Source organism: Bradyrhizobium sp. CCGUVB4N, from assembly GCF_024199945.1.
Lineage (GTDB): Bacteria > Pseudomonadota > Alphaproteobacteria > Rhizobiales > Xanthobacteraceae > Bradyrhizobium.
Map to the genome: position 1 here is coordinate 6,846,997 of NZ_JANADP010000001.1, position 13,594 is coordinate 6,860,590.

12 protein-coding genes are annotated in these 13,594 nt (G+C 64.1%); 3 read left to right on the top strand and 9 right to left on the bottom strand.

Annotated features, from left to right (window positions below; all coding sequences use genetic code 11):
* Position 1 precedes the first annotated feature (1 nt).
* The 4 genes from NLM31_RS31745 to NLM31_RS31760 are packed head-to-tail and all read right to left on the bottom strand — an operon-like array spanning position 2 to position 3,168.
* The gene (locus NLM31_RS31745; RefSeq protein ID WP_254194875.1) at positions 2-550 is read right to left on the bottom strand and encodes an MSMEG_0567/Sll0786 family nitrogen starvation N-acetyltransferase; all 549 of its coding nucleotides are present in this window, start codon (positions 548-550) and stop codon (positions 2-4) included.
* Positions 547-1,665, bottom strand: coding sequence for an MSMEG_0568 family radical SAM protein (locus NLM31_RS31750; protein ID WP_254194876.1), 1,119 nt, complete (start codon positions 1,663-1,665; stop codon positions 547-549). Before NLM31_RS31750 ends, NLM31_RS31745 begins: the two co-directional genes overlap by 4 nt.
* Entirely contained in the window at positions 1,592-2,647 is a 1,056-nt protein-coding gene (locus tag NLM31_RS31755) for a Nit6803 family nitrilase (protein WP_254194877.1), read from the bottom strand. The genes NLM31_RS31750 and NLM31_RS31755 overlap by 74 nt, the downstream gene beginning before the upstream one ends.
* Positions 2,648-2,685: 38 nt before the next feature.
* Positions 2,686-3,168, bottom strand: coding sequence for an MSMEG_0572/Sll0783 family nitrogen starvation response protein (locus NLM31_RS31760; RefSeq protein ID WP_027526573.1), 483 nt, complete (start codon positions 3,166-3,168; stop codon positions 2,686-2,688).
* 331 nt (positions 3,169-3,499) lie between these two features.
* On the opposite strand from NLM31_RS31760, the gene NLM31_RS31765 reads away from it, so the two are divergent.
* A complete protein-coding gene (locus NLM31_RS31765; protein WP_254194878.1) occupies positions 3,500-4,888 on the top strand; it encodes a PLP-dependent aminotransferase family protein in 1,389 nt (462 codons plus the stop codon).
* 26 nt (positions 4,889-4,914) lie between these two features.
* Here the strand turns inward: NLM31_RS31765 and NLM31_RS31770 are convergent, their stop codons facing one another.
* The 4 genes from NLM31_RS31770 to NLM31_RS31785 all read right to left on the bottom strand — a co-directional run bounded on the left by NLM31_RS31770 (position 4,915) and on the right by NLM31_RS31785 (position 9,727).
* Positions 4,915-5,874 (bottom strand): ABC transporter permease, encoded by a 960-nt coding sequence (locus NLM31_RS31770; protein ID WP_254133233.1) that lies wholly within the window; start codon positions 5,872-5,874, stop codon positions 4,915-4,917.
* Complete coding sequence (locus tag NLM31_RS31775; RefSeq protein ID WP_254133234.1) at positions 5,871-6,983, bottom strand: ABC transporter permease; 1,113 nt, start codon at positions 6,981-6,983, stop codon at positions 5,871-5,873. The genes NLM31_RS31770 and NLM31_RS31775 overlap by 4 nt, the downstream gene beginning before the upstream one ends.
* Complete coding sequence (locus tag NLM31_RS31780; protein WP_254194879.1) at positions 6,976-8,523, bottom strand: sugar ABC transporter ATP-binding protein; 1,548 nt, start codon at positions 8,521-8,523, stop codon at positions 6,976-6,978. The genes NLM31_RS31775 and NLM31_RS31780 overlap by 8 nt, the downstream gene beginning before the upstream one ends.
* Positions 8,524-8,596: 73 nt before the next feature.
* Positions 8,597-9,727 carry a sugar ABC transporter substrate-binding protein gene (locus tag NLM31_RS31785; protein ID WP_254194880.1) on the bottom strand — a complete coding sequence of 377 codons (1,131 nt, stop codon included), beginning with the start codon at positions 9,725-9,727 and terminating at the stop codon, positions 8,597-8,599.
* A 453-nt stretch (positions 9,728-10,180) separates the two neighbouring features.
* Here NLM31_RS31785 and NLM31_RS31790 point away from each other — a divergent pair, with 453 nt between their 5' ends.
* Positions 10,181-11,491 (top strand): ABC transporter substrate-binding protein, encoded by a 1,311-nt coding sequence (locus NLM31_RS31790; protein WP_254194881.1) that lies wholly within the window; start codon positions 10,181-10,183, stop codon positions 11,489-11,491.
* Between the two features lie 573 nt (positions 11,492-12,064).
* Positions 12,065-12,244, top strand: coding sequence for a hypothetical protein (locus NLM31_RS31795; RefSeq protein WP_254194882.1), 180 nt, complete (start codon positions 12,065-12,067; stop codon positions 12,242-12,244).
* Positions 12,245-12,420: 176 nt separating this feature from the next.
* Here NLM31_RS31795 and NLM31_RS31800 read toward each other — a convergent pair whose 3' ends face one another.
* Complete coding sequence (locus NLM31_RS31800; protein ID WP_254194883.1) at positions 12,421-13,590, bottom strand: Gfo/Idh/MocA family protein; 1,170 nt, start codon at positions 13,588-13,590, stop codon at positions 12,421-12,423.
* Positions 13,591-13,594 lie beyond the last annotated feature (4 nt).

The following is a 13,594-nucleotide window of genomic DNA, read 5'->3' on the forward strand; positions in this document are numbered from 1 at the left end:
ATCAGGCCGCCAGTTTTGCGAGCGACAGGAAGCCGGTTTCCGGCGTCCGGAATGGCGGGTAGTGGTCAAGGTCGGCCTCCATGCGATGGTGCGGCCGGCCGAGCAGTTCGAATTCGCCGAGCGAGCGCCAGTGCATGTGCTGGAACAGAAGCGCATTCTGGCTCTGCACGTTGGCAAGGAAGCGCCGGCAGCCGCGCGCGTGCGCAGAGGAGACGGCAAGCCGGATCAGACCGGCGCCGACCGCGCTTAGGCGGCGATAGCCCTTTTCAACGGCAAGGCGGGAGCCCCACCACACATCCGCCTCGTGTTCATCGGCGTGAATGCGCACGGTGCCGACGACATCGGCCTCGGCTACGCCGAGCAGCGATACGGCGACGAGCGGAATGGCGATATCGTCGACCGCGTCGCGATCATCGCCGGAAAACACGTTCTGCTCTTCGCAAAACACGTCGCGACGCAGGGCTGCTGCGGCGGCACGCTCCCAGGCTTCGGTTGCGAACTTCACCTGGAATTCCGGCGCCACGAATGGTTTGAACGGTTCGAACATCATGCGCTGGCTCCGCGTTCGTAGGTGGACAGGGCCGAGCAGGCGCCGCATTTGCCGCAACCTGCCTTGATGTCGGTGGCGCGCAGTCCGCCGGCGCGCAGCATCCCGGCGAGCGGACGCAAGATGTCGTGCATGAATGCCGCGGACGGCGTCGGATGGCTCTCCAGCGGCGTGCCGGCAATCGGCACGAACGGCACGACGAAGGGATAGACGCCGATATCGACGAGCCGGCGCGACAGCGCCAAGATCTCGGAAGGCTCGTCACCGAGGCCAGCGAGGATGTAAGTCGAGACCTGACCGCGTCCGAACACCGGGACGGCCGCAGCGAACGCTTCCATATATTGTTCGACCTGGACCTGCGCCTTGCCCGGCATGATCCTCTGCCGCACCGCCGGCCCGATCACCTCCAGATGCATGCCGAGCGCGTCGACGCCCGAACTCTTCATACGCTGGAACCAGGCGAAATCATCTGGCGGTTCGCATTGCGCCTGGATCGGGAGATCGACGGCAGCTTTGACGGCCTCTGCACTCTCCGCAAGGATCCCGGCGCCGCGGTCGGACGTATGCGGCGTGCCCGTCGTCATCACCATATGGCGGACACCGTCGAGCTCGACGGCCGCCTTGGCCACTTCGGCGAGCTGCGCCGGCGTCTTGCGCTCGACCGTACGCCCCGCCGCCAACGACTGCCCGATGGCGCAGAACTGGCAGGTTTTGGTGCGGCTCTGGTAGCGAATGCAGGTCTGCAGCACGGTGGTGGCAAGGACGTCGCGCCCGTGCAGGGTTGCGATCTTCCAATAGGGAACGCCGTCCGAGGTCGCGCGGTCGTAGAATTTGGGTCGCAGCGGAAACGAGACGTCGGCCAGCACCACGCCATCGCGCGAGATGCGGCTGCGCCCGGCCTCGTCCGGACGCTCGACGAGGTAGGGGCTCTCGAAGGCCGGCGCGTTGTGAACCGGAATCATCACGGTCGCGCCGTCGATCGTGAACGGCGTGTGATCCGACGGCCCCGCACCGCCGCGGCGGCCGGTTCCCGCGGTCTTGGGATCAGCGAGCCGGACCCCGAAGGACTGCAACTCGTTGATCAGCTGCTCGGTCGGCATCGCCTTGGGTTGCGGCATCTGCGGTCTCATCTGATGGGTCTCCGGGAATGGGCGCGAGGCGGTTCGGGTGAAAGCCGTGCATCGGTCGCGCGGCTCGGTCGTTCAGCACCAGCGAAAGCAGCTCCGGCCGGGCGTAGTGGCCGACCGAATCCATCATCCGCTTGCGTTTGGTGATCAGGGCGAGATCGAGATCGGCGACGAGGATGCCTTCGCCGCTGGTCAGCGGCGGCACCAGATGATTGCCTTCGGGAGAGACGATCGCGGTCATGCAGCCGCCGCGCAGGCCTTTGCGCAGGCCCTCCTCCGGCGAGATCTTGGCGATCTGTTCCTCGGTCAGCCAGCCGGTGGCATTGACGACGAAGCATCCGCTTTCGAGCGCATGATGCCGGATCGTCACTTCGATCTGGTCGGCAAAGACCTGTCCGACCAGCGACCCCGGAAACTGGGCCGCATGGATTTCTTCGTGCTGGGCCATCAACGCGTAGCGGGCGAGCGGGTTGTAATGCTCCCAGCAGGCCAGCGCGCCGACCCGGCCAACCGCGGTCTCGACCACCTTCAGGCCGGCGCCATCGCCCTGCCCCCAGATCATGCGCTCATGAAACGTCGGCGTGATCTTGCGCCGCTTCAGGACGATCGCGCCGTTCGCGTCGAACACGAGTTGCGTATTGTAAAGCGAGCCGTGATCGCGCTCGTTGACGCCGAGCACCACCACCATGCCGTGACGCCTGGCCGCTTGCGCGACCGCGTCCGTCACGGGACCGGGCACGACGACGGCGTTGTCGTAGAGCTGGATGTGTTCGGCGCCGCTCAGGACCGGCGGACGGACAAAGGAGAAATACGGGTACCAGGGAACGAACGTCTCGGGAAAGACGGCGAACTGGACCCCCTTAGCCGCCGCCTCCGCAATGGCCGCCAGAATCCGGTCGACCGTTCCGGTCGGCGTGTCCAGATCCGGCGCGATCTGAATCGCACCAGCCCTGATCGTGCGTTTCGCTGTCACTGTGTTCCTCCCTCGTCCGTCGCGTGAGCCAGCCGAGGTCAGACGGTCCAGGTGTGGATCATGAACGCGTCGTCCCTGCGGTGAAGCAGGATGAGATCGAGCACATCGAGCGGATTGATCGGCCGAATGCCCGGAATGAGCGACGGTTCGCCATGGCCGTAGAGCGCCTGCAGCGCGAACCGGCAGGCATAGACCTTGCCGCCTTCATCCATGAACTTCGCGAGCTGGTTGTTGAAGTTCTGCGCGCCCGGGAAAGCTTCGTCGCCGATCTTCGGAAAGCCGCGCTGAATACCGAGCGTGACACCGGGACCGTAAAGCAGAACGGAGGTCTCAAAACCCTTCCGCTTCAGGCGCAGCGCCTGGAGAATGTTGACGAGGCCGATAGAGCCTTCGAATGCGACGGTGTGGAAGGTGACGAGCGCCTTCTCACCGGGCTTTGCTTTGACGTCCTCGAACACCTTCTCTTCGTAGTCGACGAGAAAGTCGCCCTTCTGGCGCGCGGGCATGTTCACTGCTGGCATAGACACCTCCTGTTCACGTCCGGCCTCCCGGATCGGGATCAGGTTTTGCAATCAATGTGCCAAAGGGCGTTCTGCACTACAAATCATCAAACCATACAATATACATTCATTTATACATTCAATGTTGAATGGAGACCTGACTGGATTTGGCTATGCTCGCGTTGAGTGCGAAAAATACTGCCTGAAAAATACTGGGCAACGCGCTCGATCGGTGTGCAACACACGCGGGCCGACCGCCTCGCCGAAGCACCCCAACGCCGCGATACCATTGCCTCAACACTTGCAACAATATACAGTCAATTCTGCTGACGTAACTTGACGGAACCGAGCAATGGCCGACTGGCGACCCGACCTATCGAACAGTGACAAGCCGCGCTATCTCGCGATCGCAGATGCGATTGCCGACGATATCGCCGCCGGACGGCTCGTGATCGGCGATCGCCTGCCGCCACAGCGCAAACTCGCCAAGCGCCTCGATGTCGATTTCACCACCGTCGCGCGCGGCTATGTCGAGGCCCAGAAGCGCGGACTGATCGAATCGAAGGTCGGACAGGGAACCTTCGTTCGCGACAAGCCGCGACCGCGTCGCTCGGCGACGAGCTTTCCGCCCCGTCCCGTCGACCTGTCGATGAACCTGCCGCCCGAGCCGGATGATCCCGAATTGATCGAGCGGATGCAGGCCGGCGCCGAACATGTGCTGCGCGACATCGTTCCGCTGCTGCGCTATCAAGGCTTTGGCGGCACGCAGGCCGACAAGGATGCCGCGTCGAGCTGGCTCGGCCGCCGTGCGCTGGTGCCGGCACAGAGCCGCATCTTCGTCTCGCCGGGGGCACATCCGGCGCTGCTCGGCATTCTGTCGATCCTTGCGAAATCAGGCGAGGTGGTGCTGTGCGAGGCCATCACCTATCCCGGCATCAGGTCCATCGCCGCGCAGCTCGGCATCACCCTCGTCGGCCTGCCGATGGATGACGACGGCATCGAGCCGCAGGCCCTGACCGATGCCTGCAAGAAGCTGAAGCCCAAGGCCATCTATCTCAATCCGACGCTGCAGAATCCGACCACGCTGACGATTCCGGATTCGCGACGGCGCGAGATCGTCGCGATCGCGCGACGCTTCAAGCTGCCGATCATCGAGGACGATGCCTATGGCTTCATTCCCGAGCACGGCCACGGCCACGCGCCCTTCGCGGCGATCGCGCCCGATCTGACCTGGCACGTCGCGGGGCTGGCAAAATGCATCGGAGCGGGCTTGCGCACCGCCTACGTTGTCGTGCCCGATACGCGCTCGGCCTGGCCGTTTGCCTCTGCGCTGAGGTCGGCGACCGTGATGGCGTCCCCCCTCACCGTGGCGATCGCGACGCGCTGGATCGAAGACGGCACCGCGGACACGATGTTGCGGTTCATCCGCGCCGAGACTTCGGCGCGGCAGAAGCTCGCCGCCGAAATCTTGCCCAAGGGGTCCTATCGCGGCGATCCCCTCAGCTTCAATTTGTGGGTCGCGCTGCCCACGCCCTGGCGGCGCTCGGCTTTCGTGGAGCATATGCGGCAGACCGGCATTGGCGTGGTCGCAAGCGACGCCTTTGTCGTGAGCGATCTGCCTCCCGAGGCCGTGAGAGTCTGCATCTGCGGCCCTTCAAGCCGCGCGCAGATCAGATCCGCGCTCGAATACGCCGCTCACGCGCTGGTCGAAACGCCGGCCCTGGCGTCGCCGTTTCTCTGATCCGCAAGGGGGACGATGCCGCAGCGTCAGCTCGTGACGCGTTCGCCGCGCCCGTAGACCAGCAGCATGAAGATGATGACGAGGCCGTAGATCACCTGGCGGCCGGCCTCGGGCATGTCCATGATCGACAGCACACTGTTGAGCAGCACGATCAGCACGACGCCGATCAGCGTGCCCAAATAGCGGCCGCGGCCGCCGAGGATGTTGGTGCCGCCGATCACCACCGCCGCGATCGACGGCAGCAGATAGGCATCGCCCATGCCCTGATAGGCCTTGGTGGAATAGCCGGCGAGCAGAACGCCGGCGAGTGCGGCGGCGAGACCGCAGAGGACGAAGCAGATCACGGTGATGCGGCGGGTGTCGACACCGGCGAGATATGCCGCCGCTTCCTTGTTGCCGATGGCATAGACGTAGCGGCCAAGCGTCGTGCGCTGAAGAACAATCGTGACGACCACCGACACGGCGATCCAGACGAACAAGGCGTTGGGGATGCCGAGCGTGCGGTCGCCGGCAAGCATCCGCATCAGATCGGTGGCGGCGGTTTGCGGGGCGTAGCCGCCGGTGTGCGCCACCATCAGCCCGCGCATCACCGCGTTGACGCCGAGCGTGAAGATCATCGAGGGCACGCGCAGATACGCAACCCCGATGCCGTTGATGAGACCGACCAGCAGCCCGACGCCGAGCCCGACCGGAATGGCGAGCGGCCCGCCGATCGACGTCGCCATCATGGCGGCCGCGGCCAGCGTCCACGGCACCGACAGATCGATCTGCGCGATCAGGATCACCATCATCATCCCGGCGGCGACGATGCCGAGGAAGGCGCCGATCTGAAGCTGCTGCAGCAGATAGGTCGGCGACAGCAGTGGCGCGCTGCCGAAGCGGGCAAACGTATAGATCGTGCCCGCCACCAGGATGACGAGGATGAACAGCGCCGCGATCAGGATCGGACGGTCGTCGCGCGAGAGACTGAGTGAGGCCGAACTCATCGAAACAGCTCCAGCGTATTCTTGACGCGCAGCACGCCGAGCGCGCCGATGCTGACCGCCGCCAGCAGGATCAGACCCTCGAACAGCGGTTGCAGCAGCGGCGCGATGTCGAAGATGCGGAAGAAGAACGAGATGACGCGCAGGACCATGGCGCCGAAGATCGAGCCGATCGCGCTGCCGGTCCCGCCGAGCAGCGACGTCCCACCGATCACGACGGAGGCGATGGAGTTGAGCGTATAGGCGCCGGCCTGCGGGATGTCGGCATTGCCCGAGGAGGTCTGGATGGCAAGAAAAAGTCCGCCACAGCCGGCGAAGAAGCCGGCGAGCGTGAAGGCTGCGATCTTGGCGCGATCGATCGGCAGGCCGGACATGTAGGCGGCGCCCTCGGCCGAGCCGACCGCATAGACGGCGCGGCCCAGCACGGAGCGGCGGAACGGCACCCAGACCAGCAGCGCGATCAGGGCGAGCAGCACGAACGGCACCGGGATCCAGGCCACCGGCGCAAACCAGGGCGCCGCGCCATCATCGAAGATATGGACGGTCGCGGCAAAATCCCCGAGCGAATTGGTCAGCGCCCAGTTGAGATCCTCGTCGATCTTGCCGCCCGGCGTCGGCCGCAGGAACAGCGCAATGCCGATATAGACCGCGCCGGTCGCGAGCGTCGCGATGATCGGCTGGATGCGCCCATAGACGACGACGCAGCCATTGATGAAGCCGGCCAGCGCGCCGGTCGCAAGACACACGACGATGCCGAGCAGGATGCCACCGACACCGCCGGGAAAGGTGCCGAGGCCGAGATGCAGGCCGAAGATGTCGAGATGCAGCGGCGTGCCGCCGGCCGCCCCCGTGAGCAGATAGCTGGCGAAACATCCGACCATGGTCATGACGGCGCCGACGGAAAGGTCCAGCCCCGATGCCAGCACCGGCACGGTCTGGGCCATCGCCAGCATGGCAAGCGCGAAGATCTCGTCGCCGTTCTGCACCAGAACCGCCGACGAGAAGCCCTTGGGGTGGGCGAGGTTGTAGAGCAGATAAAGAATCGAGAACAACAGGACGGCGGTAACGATGCCGATGTTCTGACGAACCCTGATGGCGATATCGTCAAGCATGGGCGGCTCCGGGCGTGTCCGGCGTCGCGGCGTCGATGTTCAGCGCGCTCGCGATGATGTTGGTCTCGTTGAGCTCGTCGCCTTCGAGCTCGCGCACGATGCGCCCGTCATACATGATCGCCACCCGGTCGCAGCAGCCGATGAGCTCGTCATAGTCGGTCGAGTAGAACAGGATGGCGGCGCCCTGGTCGGCGAGCTCGCGCATCAGCCGGTAAAGCTCCTGCTTGGTGCCGACGTCGATGCCGCGCGTGGGATCGTTGAGCAGGATGATGCGCGGATCGGTCATCAGCCATTTGGCGAGAACGACCTTCTGCTGGTTGCCGCCGGAGAGCGTGGCGACCGCGTCGCCGGGCGCGCCGATCTTGATCTGCAGCCGCGCGATGGCGCGCTTGATCGCCTCCGTCTCGCGCGCACGGTCGACCAGAGGCCCGGTCGAGATCGTGTCGAGCGAGGCGATCACCAGATTGTCTGATATCGACATCGGCAGCATCAGGCCTTCGGTCTTGCGATCCTCCGGCACAAGCGCAATGCCGACCGACTTCGCCGCCGCCGGAGACGCGGGGCGCACCTCGCGGCCTTCGACGGTGACTTGTCCGGACACGCCGCGCAGCACGCCGAACAGCGCCAGCAGCAGGGATTTCTGGCCCTGGCCGTCGAGCCCGCCGAGGCCGACGATCTCGCCGGCGCCGACGCGGAGCGAGATGCGATCGAGGCGCTTGTCCCAGCTCAGATTGTCGACAGCCAGCATGGGCTTCGGCGATCCGCGCGCGGGCTTGGGCGGATATTGGGCTGCGATGTCGCGCCCGATCATGAGTTGAACGATATCGGCGGTCGAGCGCCGGCCCTTGTCGAAGGTCTCGATATGGCGTCCGTTGCGGAACACGGAGGCACGGTCGGCCAGCGCCTCGACCTCGTGCATCCGGTGCGAGATGTAGAGAATGGCGACGCCCTCGGCCTTGAGCCGTGCCAGCATGGCGTACACCTTCTCGACGTCGGCACTGGTCAAGGCCGACGTGGCTTCGTCGAGGATCAGGAGCTGCGGCTTCTTGCCGAGCGCCTTGGCGATCTCCACCACCTGGCGGCGCGACAGCGGCAGGTCGCGCACGCGCATCAGCGGATTGACGTCCTCGCAGCCGATCTCCGCCAGTAACGCCTCGGCGCGGCGGCGCTGCGCCCGCGCGTCGATGAGGCCGAAGCAGCGCGGCGGCGACGCGATCGAGATGTTGTCCGCGACCGAGAGGTCGGGCATCAGCGACAATTCCTGGAAGATGCAGACGACGCCGGCTGCATTGGCCGCCGACGGCGTCGCGAAGCTGACATCGCGTCCATCGAGCCGCATGGTGCCGGTATCGGGCTGGACCACGCCGGCGATGATCTTGATCAGCGTCGACTTGCCGGCGCCGTTCTCGCCCAGCACGGCGTGGATCTTGCCGCGCTCGCAGGCGAAGTCGACGCTTTCGAGCGCCCGCACGCCGGCGTAGCGCTTGGAAATTCCGGACAGGGTGAGAAAGGCAGATTGGGTCAGGGTGGCATCCGACATGGCGGGCTCTGGCGGGCTCACGCAGCGGCGGCCCGGCAACAGCCGGGCCGCAACCAGGACATCTCCAGCAGGCTCACTGGGTGTTCTTCTCGCTCTGCGACATGATCTCCGGCGCCGTGAAGTTGACGCCGCAGGGCGCGAACTGGTTCGGCGCGAAGAAGTTTGCGTTGAGGTCCGGCCAGAAATTGGTGCCGGGCTTCAGGTCCTTGTAGGTCGCGACCGGGATCGGGATCGAGATCAGCTGCGGCATCACATTGCCCTGCAGCGCGGAGATCGCCGCCTTGGTGGCGATGGCGACCAGCGCCGGAGACTGGCCATAGGACATGCCCTTGAACCCGTCCTTGGCGTGATCGGCGATCTGCTTGCGGTACTCGTTCTCGCCCTCACCCGACATCGGGACGAAGGGATGCTTCGCCGCCATCATCGCCTGCACGGTGCCGTCGGAGCCGCCTTGCGTGAACACGCCGTCGAAATGGCCGTGCACCGCGAGTGCGTCCGCCGTCACCTTCTGCGAGGTGCCGGTATCCCAATTGCCGACCACTTCGGTGATCTTGAAGCTGTTGCCCGGCGCTTCCATGACCTCGCGGAAGCCGAGATGGCGGTCACGGTCGACCGAATTGCCCGGCAGGCCGCGGACTTCGAGTATGTCGCCCGCCTTCTTGCCGCTCTCGTCGATCAGCCACTTCGCCGACATGCGGCCCATTTCCTTCTGGTCCTCGTTGACCATCATCACCTTGTCGGTGTCCAGGACGTTGTCGAAGGGGACCACGACCACGTTGTTCTTGTCGGCAAGACGGATAATGCGGTCGAAGCCATCGGGAGCCACTGCGATGGTGACGATGGCGTCAAAACCCTGATTGATGAAGTCCTCCATCGCGCCGAGTTGCGCTGCAACATCGGTGCCGGTCGAGACGACCTTGAACTCCTTGATGTTCTCCTTGATGCCCGCCTGCGAGGCGAAGGCCTTTGCGGTCTTCACCATCTGGATGCGCCAGGTGTTGCCGACGAAGCCGTTGACGAGCGCGATCTTGTAGGGACCTGGCTTCTTGTCCCATTGGAAAAACTTGGTTTGGGCAGACCAGGGCTTGAAGCAACCCGGATCGGCGCCCGGACCGGACACCACTTTCGGCCCTGCCAAGGCACTGATCGGGGACAGCAGCAGGCCAACGCAAGCGAGCCCCGCAAAACGAAGCGTCCACACCATGTCTCTTCTCCTGAGCTTTTGTTTCCACCCTTAACGCGGCGCAATGGCCAAGCCGGGAATTGGGCTTCCCGTGCAATTTGCGCCGCTAGGATGGCACGCAACCTCCGATGCGCACAAGCCGAATGGCTGCCGCCAGTCAGGCCTGCGGCGAAAGCGCGGGAACGAAACCATCACAATTGCGGGAGACGATGAAGTGCCGGGCGACGCTGAAAGCACACGCACGACAAGCGGATGTTGGCGTCCGGCCTGATGCAGCGCAATCGAATGATTGCGAACCAAAGCACGGCGCAGCGCAAAAAGAATGATACTCAGGGAAAAATGCCGTCGCGATTATGGTCGGCTGCGCGTCCGAATTGCCTGGTGCGGCGCATGTTGACTTTCATGCATGCCCTTCAAATACTCGCGGAAAAATAGACAGCCAGTCGCAAACGACTGACCGGAGGGAGGGATAGGATGCCGACTTCACGCAGGCAGCTGCTGAAGGGTACGGCGGCTGCCGCCGCCACACTCAGCCTCGATTGGACCCGGGCCCAGGCGCAAGCCGAGAATTTGCGCATTGGCCTGATCTACGATCTCACCGGACCATTCGCCGCGGGCGGCTCGGTCGCCTCCTCGGTCGGCGCGCAGATCGCCATCGATCTCGTCAACGAGAAGGGCGGCATCGGCGGCAAGACCAAGATCGTGCCCGTCCCCGCCGATTCCCAAAGCAAGGCCGATGTCGCCATCAACGAGGCCGAGCGCCTGATCAGCCAGGAAAAGATCGACATCATCAACGGCGTCTATTCCAGCGCGCATGCCGTGCCGATGGCGGCGAAGGTCGAACAGCAGAAGAAGATCCTCTGGATCACGACCGCGGTCTCGACCGCCGTGTTCAAGGATAAGAACCTGCAATATGTGTTTCGCGCGCAGATTCACTCCGACCAGTACGGCCAGGCGTTTGCGGGATTTCTCGCCGAGCACGCCAAGGGCAAGCTCGGCATGGAGCCGAAGGACGTCAAGGTCGCGCTGATCCACGAGGACGGTCCCTATGGCGTCGGCGTCGCCGCGGCTGACGAGGCCTATGCCAAGGAGGCCGGCATCCAGGTGGTGCTGCGCGAGGGCTATTCGGCCTCGGCGCCCGATCTCTCCGTGCTCGTGACCAAGCTCAAGCGCGCCAAGGTCGACGTGATCTCGCACGCCGGCTACAACCCCGACATCACCCTGTTTCTGCGCCAGGCGCGCGAGAGCGGCCTCCGCTTCAAGATGCTGTTCGGCGCCGGCGCCGGCTACAGCCAGCTCGACAAGCTGCGCACGACCTTCGGCGCCGACATCGACAATTTCTGCAACATCGATCCGGTGCCGGCGCAGCTGCTCGATCCGTCGAAGCTCGCACCCGGCATGGGTGATCTGATCAAGACCATGGTGACGCGCTACCAGGCCAAGACCGGGGCCACCGACGTGCCGCCGCACTGCTCGATGGGTTTCAATCAGACCTGGGTGCTGCTCAACAACGTGCTGCCGGTGGCGAAGGAAAAGTACGGCAGCTTCGAGCCGGAGGCCATCCGCAAGGCCGCGCTCGATGTCGACATCCCACCCGGCGGCACCATCCAGGGCTACGGCGTGAAATTCTTCCCGCCGGGCACGCCGCTCTCGGGCCAGAACGAACGTTCGACGCCGGTGGTGATGCAGAACGCCGGCGAGCACATCTCCGTGGTGTGGCCGACCAACATCCGCACCCAGGATCCCGTGTTTCCGCTGCCGAAGGGCTCGACCTACGGGACGTAGAGCTACAACTCGCGCTGGATCGCTTCCGGCCTCCCCCTTCCAGGCCGAGCAATCGCACATGGCCCTTTGGAAAGAACTGGGCACGCGCCTCGCCCTTCGAGACGACCGCTCCGCGGTCTCCTCAGGGTGAGGCTAATCGGCACCCGAGCCCTCCCAGACAGTTGCCGCACTCTCCGTCCTCATCCTGAGGAGCCCGCCCAAAGCGGGCGTCTCGAAGGATGACCGCAGGGAAATCACTCTCACATGCGATAGCCCTGCCCTCCAGGGAACGATAGAGAGCGCGCTCCGCGCTCATGCCGTTGTAGCCGGCGCTGTCTGCATCCAAAGGTCATTGCTTTCGCGCTGTAGTTGGATTTTCGACCGCCGGGGCAACCGCACAGGTTGTGAAACGAAGTCTTATTGAAACAAAAATCTTCTAGAATGTGATCTGGATAATTAGTGCTGCTTCATTTCCTACGTACAAGCAGATCAGCCAGTCGCCTCAGGTTGGCTTAACCGGCAACACTGGCTTTCGAAGCCGTCCAGCGCGGATCAGACGGTCTCAGATCGTGAATTCCAGCGATGGGGGTGACCATGCCCGCCATATTCGAATTGCTCTACAAGGAGTATTGCCGCGCGCGCCTTGCAGAGATGCGCAAGCAGCTTCTGCTCACGCGCAAACATCCAAAACAATTTCTGCCGGACGACGAACCCACCGATCCCGATGGGATAGACCCGCAACACGACGCCGACTTGAAGCGGGCGAGGGAATAATCACGCCACGGCACCGGTATCTTGGAAAGCAGCACATTTCCAGGAGGCAACATTGAATACGCCCGAATTCTATACTGCGTCGATTGCCTGCCTCTCCTGCCTGACCATTGCCGTGATGATGGTTGTCGGAGCCTGGTAGGTGGAAAGATCGATGGCGGCGAACGCGCGGCGGCGTCCTACAGCACCACGCGCCGTCCCTCTTCCGCCGCCCAATAGCCGGCATAGTTCACCTTGATCGTCTCATAGGCCAGCGCGAGATCCGACAGCGGCTGCCGTCCCGTGGCCGCGCATTCCATGAAATCCTGGATCTCCTGGAGATAGCCGCGCGTCCATTCCTCCTCGAGGCAGACATATTGCCAGCCGGTTTTGCGGTCGACCTTCTCGGTGATGTAGACCGAAGCGAGCTTCTCCTCGGAGGTCTGGTAGCTCATCAAATGATTGTTCGGGGTGATGTTGGCGAACAGCGAGCCCCCGCTGGTGTAGGTCTCGATCAGGTTGCGCACGCCGCCCATGATCATGTCGCCGGAGAACACCGTGGCCTTGGTGCCGTCGGAGAAAGTCGCCGTCAGCGTGCCCCAATCCTCGACATCGACCGGATTGGCCTTGATGTAGGTTCGCTCCTCCGGCCTCAGCGCGGCCGTGACATTGCCGACATCGCCAGTGACGCTGGCGACCTTGATGGTCTCGCCGCGCGCCTTCGCCTCGACCTGCTTGAGATAGAGCACGGCCGAGAGCGGATGGCAGCCCATCCGGATCAGCGAGCCGCCACCGGTCATCGCCCATTGCGCGGCGTGCGCCGCGTGCGAGCCGGAATGGCTCTCCTCGCCCTTCATGAACAGTATCTTGTCTTTGGTCGCCTTGAGGATCTCCGCGGTCTTGGTCACGGCCGGCGCGTAGATCCAGTCCTCGGCATACATGAACAGCTTTCCGGTGCGCTCGATTGCGGCACGCGTTGCGTCCATCTCCTTCAGGAGGCGCTCATACATCAGTGCCTTCGGCACATGTTTGCCGATCGGCTGCTTGTCGCCGTCACGGCCGAAATAGCCGGCAAACGGCTTTTCGCAGATGACGTGCTTGCCCGCCTGCATGGCTCCGACGATCATCTCGGCATGGAGATTGGGCGGCGTGCAGATGTCGATCACATCGAGCGCGCGGTCCGCGATCAATTCCGCAAAGCTGCGATAGACCCGCGGGATGTTATGACGGGCGGCAAATTCGACGACATGATCGCCGCGTGCGGCGACCGCCGCAACCTCGACATCCACGCCGTAGACGCGCCGGAACGCATACATATGCAGCTCCGACACGAAGCCGCAGCCGACGAGTCCAACCTTAATTCCGGCCATAGCA